The organism is Planctomicrobium mucosum, from assembly GCF_051466335.1.
Classification (GTDB): Bacteria; Planctomycetota; Planctomycetia; order Planctomycetales; family Planctomycetaceae; genus Planctomicrobium.
The window spans coordinates 533,940-554,335 of sequence record NZ_CP195793.1 but is presented as its reverse complement, the minus strand read 5'-3'; the positions used below and the strand labels follow the sequence as shown (position 1 = coordinate 554,335).

At 52.6% G+C, this 20,396-nt stretch carries 22 protein-coding genes; 16 read left to right on the top strand and 6 right to left on the bottom strand.

The annotated features are described in order from the left end of the window. Positions 1–33: 33 nt before the first annotated feature. Positions 34–828 carry an ABC transporter ATP-binding protein gene (locus SH668x_RS02340; RefSeq protein ID WP_437187088.1) on the bottom strand — a complete coding sequence of 265 codons (795 nt, stop codon included), beginning with the start codon at positions 826–828 and terminating at the stop codon, positions 34–36. Between the two features lie 12 nt (positions 829–840). After that, entirely contained in the window at positions 841–1,680 is an 840-nt protein-coding gene (locus SH668x_RS02335) for an MlaE family ABC transporter permease (protein ID WP_437187087.1), read from the bottom strand. Positions 1,681–2,274: 594 nt separating this feature from the next. On the opposite strand from SH668x_RS02335, the gene SH668x_RS02330 reads away from it, so the two are divergent. The 13 genes from SH668x_RS02330 to purN all read left to right on the top strand — a co-directional run bounded on the left by SH668x_RS02330 (position 2,275) and on the right by purN (position 13,788). Beyond that, the gene (locus SH668x_RS02330) at positions 2,275–3,576 is read left to right on the top strand and encodes an O-acetylhomoserine aminocarboxypropyltransferase/cysteine synthase family protein (protein WP_437188505.1); all 1,302 of its coding nucleotides are present in this window, start codon (positions 2,275–2,277) and stop codon (positions 3,574–3,576) included. A gap of 173 nt (positions 3,577–3,749) precedes the next feature. Then, a complete protein-coding gene (locus tag SH668x_RS02325; RefSeq protein WP_437187086.1) occupies positions 3,750–4,727 on the top strand; it encodes a phosphate ABC transporter substrate-binding protein PstS family protein in 978 nt (325 codons plus the stop codon). Positions 4,728–4,781: 54 nt separating this feature from the next. After that, positions 4,782–5,729, top strand: coding sequence for a phosphate ABC transporter permease subunit PstC (gene pstC, locus SH668x_RS02320; RefSeq protein ID WP_437187085.1), 948 nt, complete (start codon positions 4,782–4,784; stop codon positions 5,727–5,729). After that, positions 5,726–6,790: a PstA family ABC transporter permease gene (locus tag SH668x_RS02315; RefSeq protein ID WP_437187084.1), complete on the top strand. Its 1,065-nt coding sequence runs from the start codon at positions 5,726–5,728 to the stop codon at positions 6,788–6,790. The genes pstC and SH668x_RS02315 overlap by 4 nt, the downstream gene beginning before the upstream one ends. 19 nt (positions 6,791–6,809) lie before the next feature. Beyond that, complete coding sequence (gene pstB, locus SH668x_RS02310) at positions 6,810–7,640, top strand: phosphate ABC transporter ATP-binding protein PstB (RefSeq protein WP_437187083.1); 831 nt, start codon at positions 6,810–6,812, stop codon at positions 7,638–7,640. Positions 7,641–7,711: 71 nt separating this feature from the next. Beyond that, positions 7,712–8,383 (top strand): phosphate signaling complex protein PhoU, encoded by a 672-nt coding sequence (phoU, locus tag SH668x_RS02305; protein ID WP_437188504.1) that lies wholly within the window; start codon positions 7,712–7,714, stop codon positions 8,381–8,383. Beyond that, a complete protein-coding gene (locus tag SH668x_RS02300) occupies positions 8,380–9,072 on the top strand; it encodes a response regulator (protein ID WP_437187082.1) in 693 nt (230 codons plus the stop codon). The genes phoU and SH668x_RS02300 overlap by 4 nt, the downstream gene beginning before the upstream one ends. A 36-nt stretch (positions 9,073–9,108) precedes the next feature. Beyond that, entirely contained in the window at positions 9,109–9,381 is a 273-nt protein-coding gene (locus SH668x_RS02295) for a hypothetical protein (protein WP_437187081.1), read from the top strand. 94 nt (positions 9,382–9,475) lie between these two features. Then, positions 9,476–10,384 (top strand): DNA-methyltransferase, encoded by a 909-nt coding sequence (locus SH668x_RS02290; protein WP_437187080.1) that lies wholly within the window; start codon positions 9,476–9,478, stop codon positions 10,382–10,384. Positions 10,385–10,387: 3 nt separating this feature from the next. Beyond that, a complete protein-coding gene (locus SH668x_RS02285; protein WP_437187079.1) occupies positions 10,388–11,986 on the top strand; it encodes a hypothetical protein in 1,599 nt (532 codons plus the stop codon). 227 nt (positions 11,987–12,213) lie between these two features. Further along, positions 12,214–12,423 (top strand): hypothetical protein, encoded by a 210-nt coding sequence (locus tag SH668x_RS02280; protein WP_437187078.1) that lies wholly within the window; start codon positions 12,214–12,216, stop codon positions 12,421–12,423. A 53-nt stretch (positions 12,424–12,476) separates the two neighbouring features. After that, complete coding sequence (locus SH668x_RS02275) at positions 12,477–13,049, top strand: hypothetical protein (protein ID WP_437187077.1); 573 nt, start codon at positions 12,477–12,479, stop codon at positions 13,047–13,049. A gap of 100 nt (positions 13,050–13,149) precedes the next feature. After that, the gene (gene purN, locus SH668x_RS02270) at positions 13,150–13,788 is read left to right on the top strand and encodes a phosphoribosylglycinamide formyltransferase (RefSeq protein WP_437187076.1); all 639 of its coding nucleotides are present in this window, start codon (positions 13,150–13,152) and stop codon (positions 13,786–13,788) included. 12 nt (positions 13,789–13,800) lie between these two features. Here the strand turns inward: purN and SH668x_RS02265 are convergent, their stop codons facing one another. Beyond that, on the bottom strand, positions 13,801–15,444 hold the full coding sequence (locus SH668x_RS02265; protein ID WP_437187075.1) for a hypothetical protein: 1,644 nt from the start codon (positions 15,442–15,444) through the stop codon (positions 13,801–13,803). On the opposite strand from SH668x_RS02265, the gene SH668x_RS02260 reads away from it, so the two are divergent. The 3 genes from SH668x_RS02260 to SH668x_RS02250 all read left to right on the top strand — a co-directional run bounded on the left by SH668x_RS02260 (position 15,431) and on the right by SH668x_RS02250 (position 17,717). Further along, a complete protein-coding gene (locus SH668x_RS02260) occupies positions 15,431–15,808 on the top strand; it encodes a hypothetical protein (RefSeq protein WP_437187074.1) in 378 nt (125 codons plus the stop codon). The two genes, SH668x_RS02265 and SH668x_RS02260, sit on opposite strands and share 14 nt — an antisense overlap. A 123-nt stretch (positions 15,809–15,931) precedes the next feature. Then, complete coding sequence (locus tag SH668x_RS02255; RefSeq protein WP_437187073.1) at positions 15,932–17,152, top strand: class I mannose-6-phosphate isomerase; 1,221 nt, start codon at positions 15,932–15,934, stop codon at positions 17,150–17,152. 145 nt (positions 17,153–17,297) lie between these two features. Beyond that, positions 17,298–17,717, top strand: coding sequence for a VanZ family protein (locus tag SH668x_RS02250; protein WP_437187072.1), 420 nt, complete (start codon positions 17,298–17,300; stop codon positions 17,715–17,717). Here SH668x_RS02250 and hemC read toward each other — a convergent pair. Genes hemC through SH668x_RS02235 form a run of 3 tightly spaced genes read right to left on the bottom strand, consistent with a single transcriptional unit; the run spans position 17,686 to position 20,393 of the window. Next, entirely contained in the window at positions 17,686–18,612 is a 927-nt protein-coding gene (gene hemC / locus SH668x_RS02245) for a hydroxymethylbilane synthase (RefSeq protein WP_437187071.1), read from the bottom strand. The genes SH668x_RS02250 and hemC overlap by 32 nt on opposite strands. 60 nt (positions 18,613–18,672) lie before the next feature. Then, positions 18,673–19,419: a ComF family protein gene (locus SH668x_RS02240; RefSeq protein ID WP_437187070.1), complete on the bottom strand. Its 747-nt coding sequence runs from the start codon at positions 19,417–19,419 to the stop codon at positions 18,673–18,675. Beyond that, complete coding sequence (locus SH668x_RS02235; RefSeq protein ID WP_437187069.1) at positions 19,419–20,393, bottom strand: cation diffusion facilitator family transporter; 975 nt, start codon at positions 20,391–20,393, stop codon at positions 19,419–19,421. Before SH668x_RS02235 ends, SH668x_RS02240 begins: the two co-directional genes overlap by 1 nt. Between the last annotated feature and the right edge of the window lie 3 nt (positions 20,394–20,396).

The following is a 20,396-nucleotide window of genomic DNA, read 5'->3' as shown; positions in this document are numbered from 1 at the left end:
ACTGAAAACGTCTAATCAAAATTGGATGGACACTCAGGCGACTGAAAGTTCCTGAAGTCGTTCTCCAGCCTCGCCTCGGACAAACTGGGACACGCGTCGGTCGCTGGATTCGAAAACCTCCGCGGCGGTCCCGTCAAACAAAATCTGAGGCTCATCAGGTCGAAGTCGTGTCAGCGGGTAGAACATGACGACCCGATCTGCCACTTTTTTTACGGTCACCATATCGTGCGTCACCACAATGCTTGTGACATTACGGCGTTCGCGTGTCCGGATAATCAACTCGTTGATCACATCGCTCATGATCGGATCGAGCCCTGTCGTTGGTTCGTCGTAGAGCATGACGTCAGGATCGAGCGCCAGTGCTCGGGCGAGACCAACACGCTTTCGCATTCCTCCCGAAAGCTCAGCAGGCATTTTTTGACCCATCACGCCCATGTCGAGACCGACGTCGCGGAGTCGGCTCTGCACAACATGCTCGATGGCGTCTTCTTTCAGGCGAGTATTCTGCCGCAGACTGAATGCGACGTTTTCATAAACGTTCATGCTGTCGAACAGTGCGGCCCCCTGGAAGAGATAGCCAAATTTCAATCGTGCTTTGACGATCTCTTTGGGGTGCATTTTCGCAACGGGTGTTCCTCTCCAGGAAACCTGCCCGGAACTCGGGTCCAGCAGGTTCATCATCAGTTTCATTGTCACGCTTTTTCCGCATCCGGACTCGCCGATCAGAACGAGCGTTTTTCCAGATTCCACCGACAAATCGATCTCACGCAGAATCGGCTGGGCGCCGAACTGACGGGAGACGTTCTGGAGTTGAATAACAGCGGACATGACTTGAAGTTCTTAGGATTCGATCGTGACAGGTGGGTACAGGACGTGGAACAACTCCATCATGAAGTAGCCCAGAATAAAGTCGATCGCCAGAATCGCGATGAAGGAATAGACGAACGCCTCCGTCGCTGCTTGACCGACCCCCTCCGCTCCCGCCCTGCTGTTGAACCCGCGATGGCAGGCAATCAAAGAAATGGCGGCGCCGAACAGCACGCTCTTCGCGATTCCCGTCCAAAGGTCGTAGATGTTCACGAAGTTCTTCGAGTGGTGCCAATAGAAGAAGCTGTTGATGTCCAATACCTGAGTACTGAACCACCAGCCGGAGAAGACGCCTACGCCATCTGCGAACAATGTCAGCAACGGAATCAGAAGAAAACAGGCCAGGAATCGTGGCACGACTAGATAAGCGACGGGATCTGCGCCCATCGCTGTGAGAGCGTCGATCTGTTCCGTGACACGCATCGTGCCAAGTTGAGCAGCCATGGAACTTCCAACGCGACCCGCCAGCATTACCGCTGCCAGTACCGGTCCGAGTTCTTTCAGCAACGTGACGTTGACGACAGTTCCCAACTGATTTTCCATATGCATGATGGCGAACTGCTCATAAGCCTGTACCGCCAGCACCATTCCAATAAATCCCCCGGTCACAAGAATGACGGGAAGGCTTTGGACGCCGATCTGATACATCACCGGCCAAAGCACGTTACTTCGTGGCCAGCCAGGAATGATCCATAGCACCATGCGGACTGCAAAGAGCGTCAGATCACCCATCAGAGTGAAAAAGTCGATCACAGCCTTGCCCAGAGTATGGACAATCGTGTCGCGCGAATGAGTAGCAATCCCTGCTGACATACCGCTTTCGTCCGAATGAACACAGCAGGTCACGTCGATTCAACCGTACGAATCGATCGCCCCCTCCTGAGAGTCCCGTTCAGGCTGCTTCGTCCTTCGTCACAGCCATGAACCGGGAATCTACTCGAAATCGGCAATTTTGGTCGAGATGGGTTCTCTGTCGGCAGGATTGGCTGATTTTAAATCCAAAATTGATCCGCAATGCAAGGAAATGCGTTGCCCAAGATTCGACTCAAGGCTTGTGACGTTAGTGGTTTGCGTATATCAACGTCTGCGGCTACGATGCGCCAGACTCAGGCATCTCAGAGACCGATTCAGAATTCCGTGCTGAAGGAGTTCCCGTGATTTCACTTGAGGCATGGCGATTCTCACCGATGCAGCGACAGTCGAATTCTCGGCCCAAGGGCACTTAGGAGCCCAAGCCAAATTGAAGAGGAAAGAATCGTCCGACCTGCTCCAGGGAAATCGAAGTTCCGGTTTTCAACAAGATCCTAACTCCTCAACTTCATGGTCAGCCAGCAGTGGTCATTGGACTGCAGCATTCAGCCCATGCCTATTGCGATGACCGCGCACCATCTGGAAAGCCTTCATTTCATGAGCGATTCCAACATGAATATCGGTACGATCTGCCTGCACGGCGGACAGGTCCCCGACCCAACAACCAATTCACGCGCTGTTCCGATCTATCAGACATCATCGTATGTATTCAATGATACAGATCACGCTGCCCGTCTGTTCGGTCTTCAGGAATTCGGGAACGTTTACACCCGCCTGATGAACCCGACCAACGATGTTCTCGAAAAACGGTTGGCGATGCTCGAAGGGGGCAGCGGCGCTGTTGTCGTGGGATCAGGTCAGGCTGCTGAAACTCTGGCGATTCTCAACATCGCTCAGGCAGGTCAGAACATTGTGTCTTCCACCAGCCTTTACGGTGGAACGTACAACCTGTTTCATTACACGCTCCCCAAATTCGGGATTACCTGCCGTTTTGTCGACGCTGGCGATCCGGAGTCGTTCCGTCAGGCAATCGACGAAAATACCCGCTGTCTGTACATCGAAACGATCGGTAATCCACGCTGCGATATTCCAGATATCGAAGCGATCGCCAAGGTGGCACATGATGCGGGAATCCCGCTGATCGTCGACAACACAATGGCATCACCGTTCCTGTGTCGCCCATTCGAGCACGGAGCAGATATCGTCGTTCACTCCTGCACCAAGTTTATCGGTGGACATGGAACAAGCATCGGCGGTGTGGTCATTGAGAAAGGTGACTTCCCTTGGGGCAACGGAAAGTTCCCGGAACTCAGTGAACCAGATCCTTCGTACCACGGTCTGAATTTCTTTGAGACATTCGGTCCGATGAATCTTGCGTACATCCTGAAGTTGCGAACCCAGCTACTTCGCGACATCGGTCCAGCATTGAGCCCATTTAATTCCTTCCTGCTGTTGCAGGGACTCGAGACGTTGCATCTGCGAATGCCTCGCCATTGCGAAAACACTCTCGCTGTCGCGGAGTTCCTGGAATCTCACCCGAAAGTCTCATGGGTGAACTATCCGACTCTCCCATCTCATCCATCGAACGCGATTGCCAAGAAGTACCTCCCTTTGGGGGCCGGTGCGGTCTTCGGCTTTGGTATCAAGGGGAATGGATCAGAGGAGCAACTCGCAAATGGTCGCAAGTTTATCGATGCAGTGAAGTTGTTCTCTCTGCTGGCGAACATTGGCGACAGCAAATCTCTGATTATTCATCCAGCGAGCACCACCCATCAGCAACTCAGTCCAGAGGAGCAGGTGGCGACCGGAGTGACTCCAGATTTCATTCGCTTGTCGATCGGAACCGAAGATGTGAAAGACATCATTGCCGATTTGTCACAGGCACTTGATCAGATCTGAGAACAGAAAAGTCTGATCCCGAACGTAAATTCCGCGCAAACCACCAAATGGTGAGAGCTTGTGGTTTCTTAACAAACTCTTAACATTTGAGTGGTTTGCGTCTTAACAAATCTCCCGTAAGGTGCGAAAACTAGAATGCCGCACATTGTGAATGAATTGCTCGGGGAATTTTGATGCACAGCACCGTTCGACTTTTCTGTCTGGCACTGACTGTCTGTCTCTTGGGATGCAACAGCAAAGGGAGTTCTGGACCAGAATACACCGGACCGGTCTATCTTCCGGCGAACGCTGTTCTCCCAACTCTGGAGACCATTGAGAACGGCACATACAAGCCGCTTTCCCGCCCCCTGTACATTTACGTCAAGAAATCATCTCTCAAGCTTCCTGAAACCGCAGCGTTTCTTCGATTTGTCTATTCCAGCGATGGACTGCGATTGGTTGGCGAGAGCGGATTTATCCCGCTCAGTAAAGCAGACCTGAATGAACAGATTCGTTTGGTGGAGGAAGCAATCGCAGCATCGGGGCCTCCCACAGCCGAAAAACTGACCGGTAAGGTCATTTTGGATGGGTCCAGTACTGTTGCTCCCATTGCGACTGCTTTGGCAGAAGAGTTCTCGATTCTCAATTCCGGTGTCCGCGTTCCAGTTGGAACACACGGAACAGGGGGAGGATTCAAGAAGTTCATCGCGAATGAAATTGATATCTGTAATGCATCCCGCACCATCAAAGATTCCGAAAAGGAACAGTGTGTAAAAGCTGGGATCGAATATCTCGAATTGAAGGTTGCGATCGACGGACTGACTGTGGTTGTGCATCCCAACAACAAATGGGTTGATGGGCTCACTGTCGAAGACCTGCACAAAATTTGGAACCCGGACAGCACCATCAAGCGGTGGTCAGAGCTGAATGCGGACTTTCCGGATGCACCCATCAAGCTGTTCGGTCCAGATACAGATTCTGGGACTTTTGAATATTTTACGGAATCCATCTGCCATAAAGCAGGTGCTTCCCGCACCGACTACCAGCAGAGCGGAGACGACAATTTTCTTGTCACAGGCGTTTCAAGAGACGTTAACTCGCTGGGATATTTCGGCTACGCCTATTACGCTGAGAACAAGGAAAAACTGAAACCAGTCGCGATCGCTCCTTAGTCGATCAGTCACGGTTGGGATATCGGGAAAACGACTCAAATCGCAGTGTGAACTTTGTCCCTCAGGAAGAAATACACCGTCGCCAGATTCAAAGAGCAGGTGATCGAATCCCTGCTCATCGTCTGTGCGCTCATTTCGATTGCAACAACGCTGGGCATCATCCTGGTTCTGTTCACGGAATCTGTCTATTCGTTCACTGGAGAACGGGCATTTTTCCAGCAAGTTTCCCCGATGGAGTTCTTCTTCGGGACGCAATGGTCTCCCCAGTTTGCAGAGCCGAACAAGCACTTTGGAATTCTGCCGCTGTTGTGTGGAACTGTTTTGGTGGCTGGAGTTGCAGCACTGACAGGTCTTCCTGCCGGAATCCTGGCCGCGATCTACCTGAGTGAGTATGCCTCATCGAAAGTGCGAAAGATCGTCAAGCCATTTCTCGAGATTCTCGCGGGTATTCCAACCGTCGTTTACGGTTACTTTGCTCTTCAGTTTGTGACTCCCTATCTGATCGTTCCCTTCTTTCACAACCTGCTCGGGCTGGATGTGGAAGGGTTCAATGCTCTCAGTGCTGGAATCGTGGTCGGCATTATGGTTTTTCCCATGGTCTGCTCGCTCAGCGAAGACGCTCTCCGAGCAGTTCCACGCAGCCTCCGCGAAGCGGGATATGCCCTCGGCTCGACCAAGTATGACGTTTCTGTGAAGGTCGTTGTCCCAGCAGCCACCTCGGGGATTATTGCCTCATTTCTTCTGGCCGTTTCCCGTGCCATCGGCGAAACCATGGCAGTGGTGATCGCTGCTGGTCAAAGTCCTGCCATCACACTCAATCCGCTGCAAAGTATTCAGACGATGACCGGCTTTATGGTGAACATCAGCATGGGTGACACCGCTGCCGGATCAATTGAATACAAGAGCCTGTATGCAGTGGGGCTCACACTCTTCTGTATGACCCTTCTGATGAACATTCTCTCCCAGTGGTGGATGCGACGGTTTCGTGAGGTGTACCAATGAGCAACACGCCTGCTCCGACACCGCCAGAAGAAACCGCTACGCAGTCCGAACCTATTCGCAGCCTGAGCAACGGCAAGAGGGAAAGCAAACTGTTTGTTTTGCTGTGCTCTTCTGTCACTTGGGCGAGTGTTTTGGTCCTTGTGGTGCTGCTGATTTCAGTGACCAAGAATTCGATCGGTTGGCTCGACTGGCAGTTTCTGACCAGCTACGACTCGGTGAATCCAAATCGAGCTGGAATTCTCTCGGGGATTCTGGGGACGATGTGGGTGATCTTCTTCACCGTTCTCATCTCCGTTCCGATTGGAATTGGGGCCGCTGTCTATTTGGAAGAATACGCGAGCAATGGATGGTTCACTCAGATCGTTCGAGTGAATTTGTCAAACCTCGCCGGTGTTCCTTCGATCGTCTATGGAATTCTGGGCCTGACAGTGTTCGTGCGAATGTTCGGACTCTTCGGCCCGCAGGGGATTATTCAGCGCTATACCGGATGGACAATCGAAGGTTTGTTCTACTCGGAATGGCTGGGCGGTTATCTGATTCCTCTGCCATTCGGCCGGGTGGTGCTTGCCGGTTCGTTTACGTTGTCGCTGCTGATTCTTCCCGTGATCATCATTGCGACACAGGAAGCGCTGCGTGCGATTCCCTCATCGTTGCGACACGCCTCACTCGCACTTGGCGCTACGAAATGGCAGACGATTCGTCATCAGATTCTTCCAGCTGCGACTCCCGGAATTATGACCGGGGTGATTCTCGCAATCTCCCGTGCGGTTGGTGAAACGGCTCCACTCGTGATGCTGGGCGCGATGACCTTCGTGTATTTCGCTCCAGGGAATATCGATAGTGTGGCCAGCCTGAAAGATCACCCACAGGGGCTGCTCAAGGCTCCGTTTGATACCTACACAGTGATTCCCATTCAGATTTATTTCTGGGTTCAGAATGCAAAGCCTCAATTAAAATCAGTGGCGGCCGCAGGAATTGTCGTTTTGTTATTGATCCTGTTGGTTTTGAATGGTCTCGCCATCCTCATTCGCAATCGTTACAGCAAGCACCTCCGCTGGTAACACTGAAATTTTGTCGAACATGGCTAATACGGCATCTTCATATACTGGTCTCGTCAAGCGATCCACCCCGAGTGGAGATCCGCAGCGAGAAACGCGTAAACCAAAAATCGAGGCCAGACAGCTTTGCTTTTACTACGGTGACAGCCAGGCGCTGTACGACATTTCCCTCACGATTCCTGATCGCTCCGTCACAGCATTGATTGGGCCGTCTGGATGCGGGAAGAGTACTTTTTTACGTACCCTCAATCGGATGAATGACATTGTTGAAGGGACGCGACACACCGGAGAAGTGTTACTCGAAGGCCAAGACATCTACAGCCCGGATGTGGATGTCGTCTCGCTTCGAAAAGAAGTTGGGATGGTCTTTCAGAAATCGACTCCATTTCCAAAATCCATTTTCGAAAACATTGCCTACGGGCCTAAAATTTCTGGAATGCGTGACAAAGAGAAACTCGCGCATATCGTCGAATCCTGCTTGCAGCGAGCTGGACTCTGGAAAGAAGTTAGTAATCGACTGCAAGATTCTGCGATGGCGCTTTCGGGAGGCCAGCAGCAGCGATTGTGTATCGCTCGAGCATTAGCGACAGATCCACAGGTTCTCCTCATGGACGAACCTGCATCCGCGCTGGATCCCGCGAGCACCACTCGCATCGAAGACCTGATCTTCGAATTGAAAGAGAAGTACACAATCGTGATCGTGACTCACAACATGCAGCAAGCTGCCCGCGTGAGTGACTTCACAGCCTTCTTCATGAAGGGGACGATGGTGGAAATCGGCGATACCGAGCAGATCTTCACCAATCCGCAGGAAAAGCAGACTCAAGATTACATTACAGGCCGTTTTGGCTGATTCATCGGGCCGCTGGAAGTTTCAGTCGTTCAGTATTTTCGGAAGTTTGAGGTCATCAAGTGTCCGTTCACATGCAATTGGATCTGTCTGAACTTCATCGAGATTTGTTGTCGATGTGTGCTCGTGTTGAAGACATGATTCACCGTGCGGTCGGTCAGCTTTCCAAACCGGACTTCGATGAAACCCGTAAACTGATCAGCGAGGATTCCGAGATTGATCGCTGGGATGTCCGGATCGAAGATTCGTGTCTGAAGATCCTTGCGTTGTATCAGCCCGTCGCCATTGACCTGCGCCGGATTACCTCAGTGATGAAGATCTCCGGCGAACTCGAACGGGTTGCCGATCTTGCTTGTAACATTGCGGAAAGAGCAGCAGGACTGTTGAATCTTCCTCCGGTGGTCGTTCCCGACGACTTTACCGAGATGGCGGAGCGGGCGGTCAATATGCTGCATCGAAGCATTGATGCCTACGTCGACCTCAACACAGATCTCGCACGTGGGGTTTGCGAGGAAGACGAACAGATTGATGAAATGAACCGGGGAGTCATCGCTCACCTGATTGAGCGGATGCATCAATCCCCGACCCAACTTGATGCGCTTTTGAATCTCTTTTCGGCTGTACGCCAGGTTGAACGAGTCGCTGATCACGCCACAAATATCGCTGAAGACGTTATTTACCTGATCGAAGGGCGAATCATCCGACACACCCGAAAACTACAAGGGAAGCAAGCCAATAACCCATGAGCAAGCCACGAATCCTGATTGTAGAAGACGAGTCCTCTATCCTCGAGGCGTTGCTCTACAACTTCCAGAAGGAAGGCTTCGAAGTCGCCACTGCTAACAATGGTCGGGACGCGCTGCATAAGGCGATGGCGTCCGTCCCGGATGTCGTTCTGCTCGACTTGATGATACCCGGTCCGGATGGCTTACAGGTGTGCCGGCAACTTCGCACTGAACCCCGAACAAAAAATGTTCGGATCATCATGGTCACCGCGAAGGGGGAAGAGACGGACGAGATCGTCGGCTTCAATATGGGCGCGGATGATTACGTCGCAAAGCCTTTTCGGGTGAAGCCTCTCATCGAGCGAGTCAAAGCCCTTCTCCGTCGGCCGCAGGGAGAAGTTGAAGAAAGCACGACTCTGCAGATCGACGGCATCGAAATCGACCGCGTGCAGCACATCGTCAGGCTCAACGGCGAGGAACTTCCGCTCACTCCAACGGAGTTTCGTCTGTTGTGGACTCTTGGACGACAACCGGGGCGAACGTTCAGTCGGAACGAACTCCTGGATTGCTGCCGTGGAGAGGATGCGAATTCAATGGAGCGGACAATCGACGTCCATATCCGCGCCCTCCGCAAGAAGTTGCTGGATCGGGCGGACAATGTCGAGACCATTCGCGGCATCGGCTATCGTTTCAAACCTTCGCGCCGATGAGAGATTGAGAGCCCTTCCCTCCAACAGGATCGGACCATGGAGATCAGGTCGCCCTTATTGTTGAAGTTGAAAGGGGCCCTGTTTCTACTCCTCGCCATTTCTTCGGCCGGGCTGCTGATTCTGCAGGCATGGCCCCTCGTCGACTTGAGGTTTCTGGTTCTGTACGGAATTTCAATCTGGGGTTTCTGCCGGACCTATTACTTTCTGTTTTACGTGCTCGAGCACTACGTCGATCCTAGCCTCAAATACGCAGGGCTCTGGGGACTTCTCAGGCACCTTTCGCTTTTCACTCGTCGCTCCCCTCCCTGAACGAGCGAATTCTCTTCATTTCTGACTCTCAGCTTTCACCGTCTCAGTTGGGGCGCTATGATCGCTTCTTTGCACGTTGTCCGGAGAATCTTCTGTGTCATTCAGTTGGAATTCGATCTATCAACATGACTGTGTTCAGGGGATGAATCTTCTGGAAGCAGGGAGTGTTGACCTCGTCTTTGCGGACCCTCCATTCAACATCGGCTATGAGTACGATGTCTACGACGACAAGAAAGAGAAAGAGCACTATCTCAGCTGGTGTTGTGAGTGGATTTCAGGAGTGCATCGTGTCCTGAAATCGGATGGAACTTTCTGGCTGGCGATTGGAGATGAGTATGCAGCTGAACTGAAGCTGATGAGCCAGGAAATAGGTTTTCATACTCGAAGCTGGGTGATCTGGTACTACACGTTCGGGGTGAACTGCAAAAACAAATTTACCCGGTCCCACGCTCATCTATTTTACTTTGTGAAAGATCCTGAGAACTTCACATTCCGTGGCGATGAGTTGGAGAACCGGATCCCCTCAGCCCGGCAACTTGTCTATAACGACAAACGAGCGAACCCCAAAGGACGGCTTCCAGACGACACATGGATTCTCCGTCCCCAGGACATCGCCGAGAAATTTACCGCTGGGGAAGACACGTGGTACATTCCGCGTGTTGCGGGGACGTTCAAAGAACGGGCAGGCTTCCATGGATGTCAGATGCCCGAACAGCTTCTTGGCCGTATCATCCGCTGCTGCTCCCATGAAGAAGAGATTGTTCTCGACCCGTTCTCGGGAAGTGCGACAACACTGGCGGTGAGTAAGAAACTCGGGCGCCAGTTTATCGGCTTCGATCTTTCCGACGAGTACATTAAGGCGGGACAGACTCGGTTGGCCGGGATCAATGTTGGAGACCCATTGAGCGGTGCCCCCGAGCCGACCATGAGTGCCCCAAGCACGGCCAACGGAAAAAAACTCAAAAAGACACCAGCGAAGAAGCCAGCCAAACGGGACGAATAATCTGTGGCGAAAGCAACTTCAACAAACACGAATCTGCCATCCTCCTCTTCATCAAAAGCCCCACTTTGGCTTTGGATTGCGCTGCTGGGAGGACTGGTTCAATTCATTTTTCTTTGGCTGACCAAAGTTCCACTCGGCGTGCCGAAGGAATGGGTCTGGGAGCGAGTCGACTTCACGATTCTTGACCTCGTTGGTCTTTGGGCAGCGATTCTGTCGGGAGTTTTGCTCTTTTGTTATGTGTTTTATCTCAGCAAGAAAATCGGATCGCTTTCAAGCAGAAGAAGGGGACTTGCGCTGGTCGGCCTGTGGATCGTTGGGTGCGGCTGGATTCTCTCGCTGATCGCTTCTGTCCCGGGAATCGCGGGAATGAGTCGCGCCCCGTTTGTGCTCTTCTATACTCGGTCGTCAGGGTATTTCACTCAGGCACGAGATGAAGTGACTAACGTCAAAGAATTTCTCGACACCTACTACGCCCGAATCGCGGATGAGTCGAATCCTGAAAACCATCTCCATATGGGGACTCATCCCCCCGGGCTGACTCTCGCGTTTGTCGCAATGATCGACATTTGCGAGCGTGCTCCAGCGATTCGAGATCTCATTCGTGCAACCGCACCGGCGCCATTTCGTGAAGGGTACAGCGTTGTCGCCCAGATGCACGCAAACAAATCTCCTGAACATCTTCAAGTCGACGAGGCCGTTCTCTGGCTTGCTTCCGTTCTGGTTGTTCTACAGATCGCAGGCAGCGTCATTCCGCTTTATTTGATCTCGCGTCGTCTTGCATCGGCTGAGGCAGCGTGGTGGACGGCAGCATTCTGGCTACTCGTTCCGGCTGCTGCGATTTTCTTTCCGAAGTCGGACGCGATGTTTCCTTGTCTCACGCTCTGGGCAATGTGGAGTTGGCTCGAGGCGGTGGAGCGGAAGAACATTACCTGGGGAGCAGTCACCGGTCTGCTGCTATGGATTGCCTGCAATCTGACTCTCGCATTTCTGCCAATCGGTCTGATGATCACGCTGCAAGGAATCTTCCGAGTCCGCGACCCCCAGTCCTCCTCTGCGAACAAGCTTCCATTCAGAGCATTCGAGCCATCGCAGTTCATTCCCTTTGCAGGGGCGGCGATGGGATTCATCGTGCCTATTCTGTTGGTATGGCTCGCGAGTGGGATGAACCTTCTGGCGGTGTGGATGCAGAACATCCACAATCACTCCTCGTTTTATGCGCATTCCACCCGGAGTTACCTGCCGTGGTTATTCGTTGGTCCCATTGAACTGGGATTTTCGCTGGGGCTCCCGCTTGCGGTAATCAGCCTCTTCGGACTGAAACAGATTTGGCGACAGCAGAATCCCTTGCGAATCGATCTCCTGATCAGCGTAGGTGTTTGGGTGATTCTTTGGATGAGTGGGAAGAACATGGGCGAAGCGGCCCGCTTGTGGATTTTCCTGATGCCGCTCGCAGTCTGGAGTGCGGCGTTGACGATCGATGCTCATCTTTCCTCTTCAAAATCGACGAAGTGGATTGCGGTGCTGTTCTTTCTTCAACTGATCGTTTGCCTGTTCACTGTCGTTCGCATTGACGGATTCCATTTTGCAGAGCTGATGAAATAACGAAATTTGAGAGATCGATTGTTGAAGTCGGTATGGAGAAGACGTTTCAAGTCATAGTCGATGAAAGGGGCCCACAACTTCCGCTGATCCGATTGAGTAAGGTTCGGGTGTGGTAGATTGAAAATCGCGAAATGCTTATGCTTTCGGAGTCAGAAAAACACATCCGAGTTCCTAAGTCAGCAACAGTTCCCAATTGCTGATTTCCCCGCCTAGCGAGGACGTTAATCGTGTCAGATGCACCATCATCAACCAATGATCAGCAGCGTCGTTATCGTGAATTCATGGAACTACTTCCGCTGACACTGACGCTCGCTGGTCTTCCCCCCAGCGAAATCGGGAGATACTTCACCGAAGAGCAGATCGAAACGCGAGTCTTCGCAATTCGCCATGCTTACAAGGCATCACGAGCGCTCGTGAAAGATATCATTTCCAAATAGCAGGCGCCCCTGACTCGATCAGGCGGCGGCCTCATCCTCAAGGAGCGTCGATAATGTGGCCCAGCGAGACCCCTTGGCCCGTCGTGATTGTGAGTATGATCGTCGCGGTGTTCATCCTGATTGCATGGGCGCAAACGCGTAAGTCGTGGCTACTTGTACTCTTGTTGTTCCCGCTGGCCCTTTCAATCGGGGCGTTTCTCTACGATCAGGCTGTCGTGACCGATCGAGAACAAGTCGAAGCGAACTCCGTGCAGATTGTCCGTGAATTTCAGGCCCGGCGACACAAGGAGATGATTTCGTACATTTCCAACTCAGCAAGAGATATTCAGCTTCTGGCGTCTGCAGCATTCAATCTGGTCCAACTGGGGCCTGATACCCGCATCACTGATGTGAACGTTGATGTCACCAACAGCGGAGACCGCGCTACCAGCACATTTCGAGTGAATACAACGCTCAGCTCGAAAGCCGGAGATATGCGGCACTCGACGATGTGGGAAGCAAAATGGCAGCCAGAATCGGATGGGTGGAAAATGATTGATATTGTTCCGTGCGATCCGATTACGGAAAAGCGTCAGCAGATCCCGCAGGAATGGCGACGAGCACTCAACGTCATGTATAGTCCGTAGAATCACACGCAGTTGGCGGGACCAATTCCGATATGGATCGGTCTACGAGGACCACACTCTTTTCGCCACATTAATTCTGTTTGCTCTGGCAAGTCGTTCCATGAACTCCGCAACTCCCGGTCAGTCTCCGCTTCGGATCGCTTCGTTGATCTCCGGCGGAGGAACGACCTTGATCAATATTCAGAAGCAGATCGCTAGTGGGTTGCTTTTAGCGACGGTTCCATTGGTTGTCGCGAGTCGGAATTGCTCCGGGATCGAACGCGCCGAAAAGCTCGGCTTGAAGACCGTTCTGCTGGAACGAAAAGGATTTTCAGACACGAAGTCCTACAGCGAAGAACTCTTTCAACTGTGTCGTGAACACCAGATTGATCTCGTCGTACTCGCGGGGTTTCTCACACAGATCTTCATCCCCGCTGACTATGAAATGAAGGTGATGAACATTCACCCAGCCCTCATCCCTTCGTTCAGCGGCAAGGGAATGTTTGGGCACTATGTTCATGAAGCAGTGATCGCACGAGGATGCAAATTCTCAGGTTGCACCGTCCACTTCTGTGATAACGAATACGACAACGGCCCGATCATCAACCAGCGTGTTGTCCCTGTGCTCGACGATGACACTCCAGACGCACTTGCAGCCCGCGTCTTTGAACAGGAGTGCGAAGCTTATCCCGAGGCGATTGCTCGTTTTGCGGCCGGGAAGCTAAAAGTTGAAGGACGCAGGGTGATCCATTTGAACTGAGAAGAGTTCAAATTAGGGAGTTGTCCCAGAATTTCGGTTTGCTCGCATCTTTTCGACTTCCTCCTGAATTTTTCGACGAGACTCTTCGAACTCCGCTTTTCGTTTCTTTTGGCGTTCTCGCAACTCCTCTAACGACGTAGTCGAGGCATTTGCTCCGGCTTTTTCCATGGCATTCGCGTGATTTCTCTTGTGCGATTCAGTAGTCGCATTCGAATGGGCTTCCATCTCTCGTGCTATCTGGGCTTGCTTCTCCTCACCCGTTGGGTTCGGATTCGGGACCTTTGCGATTGCGACGCGAGCATCTGCATTGACCTGCTCAAAGTCGATGTAACTGAGCTTCTCGATCGACTCCTCGAAGTCTTTCACCGGAGCGACCTGAAGACATAGTCCGAGTTCTGTCTCGAGGATCCGGGTGGACTTCGCGAACGTCACGTTCCTGGCGAGACTGGACTTCAAGTGAACGTCAGCAATGCTCTGTCTTGGGAAAATGATGCTTAAACACTCTTCCTCGGGATAGTCCCATTTCTTGCCAATCGCTGTCGGTTTGGCGGTTTTGAGGACGTCCATTAAATCCGTCTTCCCTGAGGGGGCGTTCGCTGGTGGCATCCCGCTTGCGGGTGAAGAAAATCCAAACGCAGCAGCGAAGTCAGCAACAGTGGGGACCGGTGCTGTGCCTGTTGGCGGCGTCTCCGCAGGTGGAGGTGTCAGAGACGGGTTCGTTGATATTGGAGGTGATCCGGCAATATTGGGCGGGCTGGAGCCAAAGTTGGATGGGCTCGGGCCAAAATTCGCCTGCCCCCCCTGACCAAAAGGAGATGGTGACGTCTGTCCTCCGACTTGTTGATTGCCGATTGAAGGAGGATTGGACATCGACGAATTGAAATCACGTGATTGAGAGGATCCTGCGTGCGGGAGTGAACCCGTATTTCCGAACGAATTACCGCCCCTGATGTGATCATTATTCCCAAACGGGCTGCTGTGGGACGTGTTTGAACCCAGTGTTGAGGCGTTATTCGCGGCTCGATGACTCGGCAGCAATGGAGCATTATTTTGTGCAGGAGGTGGTGCTTGCTGATTCGCAGCTGCGAACTGGTTTCCACCCATCGGCTTGGCATTAAACGAAGTGATCACCAGGACGAGAAATGTCGCGATCATCGGGCCCCATGTATTGCGAAATGAGGTCTCTGGTTTTTCCTTCTTCAGGAAGAACAGACCAAGCATGATGAGGCCCGCAACCGTGGCGATGTATCCAATTCCGATTTGGGCGGAGGGGGGAAGCTTCTGAAAGATCTTCAGCGTGAAGCCGATTCTCGGCAGGTAAGAGGCGAGGATTCCACCAAGGAACAGTGTCAGTCCCCAATGAAACTGACTGCTATCCTCAGCGAGAGGCCACCCCTTCCCCTTCTTTTTTGTCTTTGACACTTTCCCCGGGGAAACGGGCGGAGCAGCGGACCTCGATTGGCGGCGACTTGGCGCTTGCGGAGCCTGAGCTGGAGTGTCCCAATCGTCCTCTGGAAGAACGTCGACTTCCTCCACAATGGCATCACGCTGGACGTCAATCGTCGAACCGCATTTGGGGCACTTCCCGCGTTTCGCTGTCTCTTTGACTTTCAGCTGGACGGAACAATCCGGGCATTGCACTTTGATCGATGACATCGAAGACACCTATACGGTTCCGTCAAGTACGGCCAAAACAGCTGCTGACAACGAATCAGTGATTGATGATATTTGCAGGCAGGCGTGTAATCCATATTTCCTGGAAACTTTTTATCAGCCGTCCTCACAATTTCGTAATCAGGATTTCCCGGTGATGGCAGGAAATTCACTGCTTCGTCAGCGATGGGATCGCGGCTATTTTCGAAAATCGCGTAGTGTATTGCTGCTGTTCGACTTATGGTTCCAATGGATTGTTTGCAGGCGACGCATTCTGTCTTCAGATCGTCACGAAATTCAGAACATTGCCCTGTCGGTAAGTCTGCAGGCAGTGATTCTCAATGGACAAACCGGTTCATCTATTTGAAAATCTGGATGCAAGCCGCCACAATCGCAGGCTCTTCTCGACATATTATCAGTCGAGTCCTCGTAAATTGTCGTCGACTGCATTTGTGGTCGATCGAAATGAAGAATCATCAAGGGTTCCCACATGGCCAATGCCGCCAAACTTGCATCAGCTGCACTGAGTGATAACGACGGAATTCTGCGTCTGGCACCGACTTGGGTTCCGCGCTCCTTCCTTCAACCAGGTCGCCGTCTGAAACTTCACCCAGCCGATTATTACGCGCTTGGAATGGATCGTGGCGGGATCGACGAGCGATGGTTCGGCTCAACGACAGTCGCGGCGAACGAAAACGCTGCACACGATGAAGGACTTTCGTACATCGTTCACAATGGGGAGCGAGTGACACTCCGCGACGCTGTGAACGAACTCAAGGGTGAGATCATCGGCGATGCGATTTGGAATAAGTACGAGCGATGGCCCGTCTACTCCAAGTTCTTCGATAACATGGGGCCCATCCCGCATCACATGCACCAGAATGATGAGCAAGCTGCTCTCGTCGGTCAGCAAGGGAAGCCAGAGTCGTACTACTTCCCACCCCAGATGAACGCGATCGGCAACAACTTCCCATACACATTCATGGGGTTCGAGCCAGGCGTCACCAAAGAAGAAGTGATTGCTTGTCTGGATCGCTGGAATGAAGGGGACAACGGAATCCTCGACATTTCCAAGGCCTACCGCCTCAAGCCAGGTACAGGCTGGTTGATTCCACCGTGCGTTCTGCATGCTCCAGGTTCGCTCGTCACCTACGAACCACAATGGGGAAGCGACGTCTTCGGGATGTATCAATCACTCGTCGAAGGTCGTATGACTCCACGTTCGTTGTTGACCAAAGACTTCCCGGAAGAATTCCACAACGACAACGAATACTTGGTCAATGCACTCGACTGGGAAAAGAACGTCGATCCAAACTTCCGTGACAACAACTACATCGAGCCAATCGTTTCTGAGCAGGGACAGGGTTGGGTCGACAAGTGGATCGTGTACGGAACCGTTGACGGCGAACAACGTTTCAGCGCCAAGGAACTGACACTCGAGCCAGGTGCGAAGTGCACCATCAAAGATCCGGGTGCGTTCAGCTGGATCACCGTTCAAGGCCGCGGAAAGATTGGCACGCTGGACATTCAGACTCCTGTCATGATCCGCTTCGGAGCAATGACAGAAGACGAAGTGTTCGTGACCTGCAAGAAGGCCAACGCTGGAGTGACATTCGAAAACAACGGAACCGAACCACTGGTCGGTCTCCGGTACTTCGGACCAGACGCACAGCCAGGTGCTCCTAAAAATGGAGCATGGAAGAACAAGTAGTTCTTTCATCAGGCTGCTATGATTTTCCGGCGGGGGCGAAGTCTCATCACTTCACTCCCGCCGGTTCTACTTAAATCACCCTCTGAATGTCCCGACGCACATCTAAAGGGCTTAGGGGCAACATGTCATGTTCAGCAGCTTCTTGATGTCGCCAAAAATCGTCTTCGCAATTCGTGTCATTGCGGTGCTGTGTACACTCACCCTGTTTATCGCAACGCATATCCCGGTGCCTTTGCTGATCGAGGATGTCGTCTCATTGTTCGACAAAGCGATTCACGCGGGGGCGTTTTTCGTGTTCGCAACGCTCGTAATTCTGGCTTTTTGTCTCGGTCCCAAACCACAAACTCCCAGCTACCGGCTCTTGTTTGGATTGCTCGGATACGCTGCGCTGGACGAATACCTGCAGGGTTTCGTTAACCGCGTCCCGGATCTCAATGACTGGATCGCCGACGCTGTCGGGATCACTGTGAGCTTCTTTCTGACCAGCTTTCTACTGCGACGTCTGCAATTCAAGTTGACCGAGTCCGAAGCGGCTATAGGATCTCAGCAGCCCCTTGAGCAATAAGTTCCTCCGCTGCCCGTTTTCCGATCTCCTCGGGAGAGGCGACATCCCCCTGCGTTTCGACCCGGTAGCACACTGTTCCATCTGGACTCAGAACGAGCACTTCGAGCTTCAAGGTTTTCCCTTGGATTGTTGAGACGAGACCGACGGGAGCATGGCATCCCGCTTTTAACGTGAACAGGCAATTTCGCTCCGCGCGAACTTCAGCGCTCGTGTTCGCATCCGTGAGTCGAGCGAGAATTTCCTGTACCTGCGGGTCATCGCTTCGGCATTCGATTCCTAATGCAGCCTGTCCAACTGCTGGGTAAAGAACTGGCGGACCGAGCACTTCAGAAATGCGGTCCTGTAGTCCCAATCGCCTCAGCCCTGCTTCTGCCAGAATGACTGCGTCGTATTGCCCCGCATCAGCTTTCGCAATTCGTGTTTCCACGTTCCCTCGAATCTCGATCAACTGGAGATCCGGTCTGGCACGTAGCAGCTGAGATTGTCGGCGCGGACTTCCAGTACCGATTCGAGCTCCTGCTGGCAGCTTTGCAAATGAACCTTTGACTCCAATTGGCAGGACCAGAGCATCAAATCGCGGAGCTCGCTGAGGAATGCCCGCAAGTTTCAAACCTTCGGTAGGAACAGTCGGTAAGTCTTTCAGTGAATGGACGGCGAGATCTGCCTGACAATCGAGAACCGCACGCTGAACTTCGCGAGTGAAGACTCCTTGGCCCCCCATTGTCTTCAATGCATCAACGCGATTTCGATCTCCGATTGTCGACATTGGGGCTAACTCGACGAGGACTTCTGAAGTAACTCGACGAATTTCAGCTGCAACAAAATTCGCTTGCCAGAGCGCAAGCTGGCTCTCTCGCGTCGCAATTCGAAGTGTTCGAGGCTGTTCCTGATTCATTGTGAGCTCCCGCCGATAGTCGCATCGTAGCGAAATCGGCGAACCTAAAAATTGGGTGAATCAGGCACCGATGCCGCGAGCAAGAACAGCAACTGTCACGCTAGCTGCCCCCGCTTTCAGTAATGCCTGTGTACACCGTTCTACAGTTGTGCCAGTCGTCATTATGTCGTCCGTAAGAAGAACCCGACGACCTTTGAGAGACGCGGCTGAACAGACGCGAAACGCGGATCGCAAGTTGTTCCGCCGGGCACTGGGCGAAAGGCTCAGCTGTTTCCGCGTCCACTTGGTTTTGTGGAGTATATTCCTCCTCACTGGGACCATCAAGAATCGCCCCATTACCTCGGCGACTGCGTCGGAGGCATGGTCCTTTTGAATTCGATTCCACCAGAAATGAGGAACCGGGACCACGATTTCGGCCTTCCACGATTCGATCTGCTCTCGATTTCTAACGCAAAGCAGCCCCGTCAGACTTTTGGTTAATGCAGACTCCCCAGATCTCTTGCAGCGTCGACAGGCCTTTGCCAGTTCTTCCCGATAGACCCCGAGGCTGACAACTGCTTTGGCGTGCATCACATCCGAAAGGCAGTGAATGCAGCCATGACTTGTCTTGAGATTTGGCCCGACAGGTGCAGAACAGCGCTCACATCGGTGTGGAATGGTTGGGGAAATGGCTTTTAGGCAGGGATCGCAGAAGTCATTCCTGCCTTGTGTCATCTCAGGCAATGGTTTCAGGCACCACTGACAACAGGATGGTGTGACGAATGCGAGACCAGCTTGCCAGATCGAGGACCCCCAGCGAAGCAGCATCAATGGTCCCCCTCGTAATAGGGTTCGACATGAACGATCACGTCTCTGACGAAGGGCCAATCCGTTTGGATTCTCGCTCGCACGTGCTGGGCAATCACGTGTGACTGGGCAACTGAAATCTCTGGTTGCACTTCAATGTCGATATTCACGTGGGCGTCAGGACCCGCGTGTTGAATCTGCAATTTCTCCACGTCGATGACACCATTCACGCTCATCGCAGATTCACGCACTCTTTTGAAATCCTCGTCTTGAGGAACATGGTCTAGAAGCTGATGGACGTTCTCCCATGTCGCTTGGGCACCCAGGATGATCATTAGCAACGACAACACGCCTGCTCCGAGATGATCGAGCAGATTTGCATGCGTGGTCCAGAATGATGCGACAAGGAGTGTCACTGCAGCTATTAGGCTGGTGGCTGCATCGACCTGAAAGTGCTTTGCTTCCGCTTGAAGGGCAGAACTGCGGGTGCTTTTTCCGACGTGGTCGATCCATCGCGTTACCAGGAACAGGAGTGCCGTCGCGAATGTTGGAATCATCCAAACCCAGGGAAGAGTTCGCTGGATTTCATGCGATCCGCTGATTGCGACGAGGCTTTGATAGGCCATGAAGCAGCCGGTAACGAACAATAACACTCCCAGTTGAAAGCCAGCGAGCGGTTCGACTCGCCCGTGTCCAAATGGATGGTCCTTATCCGGAGGTCGAGCGGCTAACCGAATGGCAATAAGAAGTACCAGACTCGAGACGACGTCAAACAGACTTGAGACGGCATCGACGAAAAGTGCCGAAGACCCGCTCAACCACACTCCCCAGAACTCGATCGCAATTATCAAGATTCGGGCGGCAATTCCCACTGCCGTGACGTAGGTCAGCTGTTGCAACCGCAGTTGGCGAGATCTCTCTACACTGGCAGCGGGATCGACGCGACCCGGGAACGAATCCTTCCCCTCAACAGCTTGAGAATCCGCGTCCTTCATTTC

Excerpts from the sequence above, each read along its gene's own strand:
- SH668x_RS02340 (WP_437187088.1), bottom strand. The coding sequence starts at position 828 with ATGTCCGCTGTTATTCAACTCCAGAACGTCTCCCGTCAGTTCGGCGCC.
- SH668x_RS02335 (WP_437187087.1), bottom strand. The coding sequence starts at position 1,680 with ATGTCAGCAGGGATTGCTACTCATTCGCGCGACACGATTGTCCATACT.
- SH668x_RS02330 (WP_437188505.1), top strand. The coding sequence starts at position 2,275 with ATGAGCGATTCCAACATGAATATCGGTACGATCTGCCTGCACGGCGGA.
- SH668x_RS02325 (WP_437187086.1), top strand. The coding sequence starts at position 3,750 with ATGCACAGCACCGTTCGACTTTTCTGTCTGGCACTGACTGTCTGTCTC.
- SH668x_RS02315 (WP_437187084.1), top strand. The coding sequence starts at position 5,726 with ATGAGCAACACGCCTGCTCCGACACCGCCAGAAGAAACCGCTACGCAG.
- pstB (WP_437187083.1), top strand. The coding sequence starts at position 6,810 with ATGGCTAATACGGCATCTTCATATACTGGTCTCGTCAAGCGATCCACC.
- phoU (WP_437188504.1), top strand. The coding sequence starts at position 7,712 with ATGCAATTGGATCTGTCTGAACTTCATCGAGATTTGTTGTCGATGTGT.
- SH668x_RS02300 (WP_437187082.1), top strand. The coding sequence starts at position 8,380 with ATGAGCAAGCCACGAATCCTGATTGTAGAAGACGAGTCCTCTATCCTC.
- SH668x_RS02295 (WP_437187081.1), top strand. The coding sequence starts at position 9,109 with ATGGAGATCAGGTCGCCCTTATTGTTGAAGTTGAAAGGGGCCCTGTTT.
- SH668x_RS02275 (WP_437187077.1), top strand. The coding sequence starts at position 12,477 with ATGTGGCCCAGCGAGACCCCTTGGCCCGTCGTGATTGTGAGTATGATC.
- purN (WP_437187076.1), top strand. The coding sequence starts at position 13,150 with ATGAACTCCGCAACTCCCGGTCAGTCTCCGCTTCGGATCGCTTCGTTG.
- SH668x_RS02265 (WP_437187075.1), bottom strand. The coding sequence starts at position 15,444 with ATGTCATCGATCAAAGTGCAATGCCCGGATTGTTCCGTCCAGCTGAAA.
- SH668x_RS02255 (WP_437187073.1), top strand. The coding sequence starts at position 15,932 with ATGGCCAATGCCGCCAAACTTGCATCAGCTGCACTGAGTGATAACGAC.
- SH668x_RS02250 (WP_437187072.1), top strand. The coding sequence starts at position 17,298 with ATGTCGCCAAAAATCGTCTTCGCAATTCGTGTCATTGCGGTGCTGTGT.
- hemC (WP_437187071.1), bottom strand. The coding sequence starts at position 18,612 with ATGAATCAGGAACAGCCTCGAACACTTCGAATTGCGACGCGAGAGAGC.
- SH668x_RS02240 (WP_437187070.1), bottom strand. The coding sequence starts at position 19,419 with ATGCTGCTTCGCTGGGGGTCCTCGATCTGGCAAGCTGGTCTCGCATTC.
- SH668x_RS02235 (WP_437187069.1), bottom strand. The coding sequence starts at position 20,393 with ATGAAGGACGCGGATTCTCAAGCTGTTGAGGGGAAGGATTCGTTCCCG.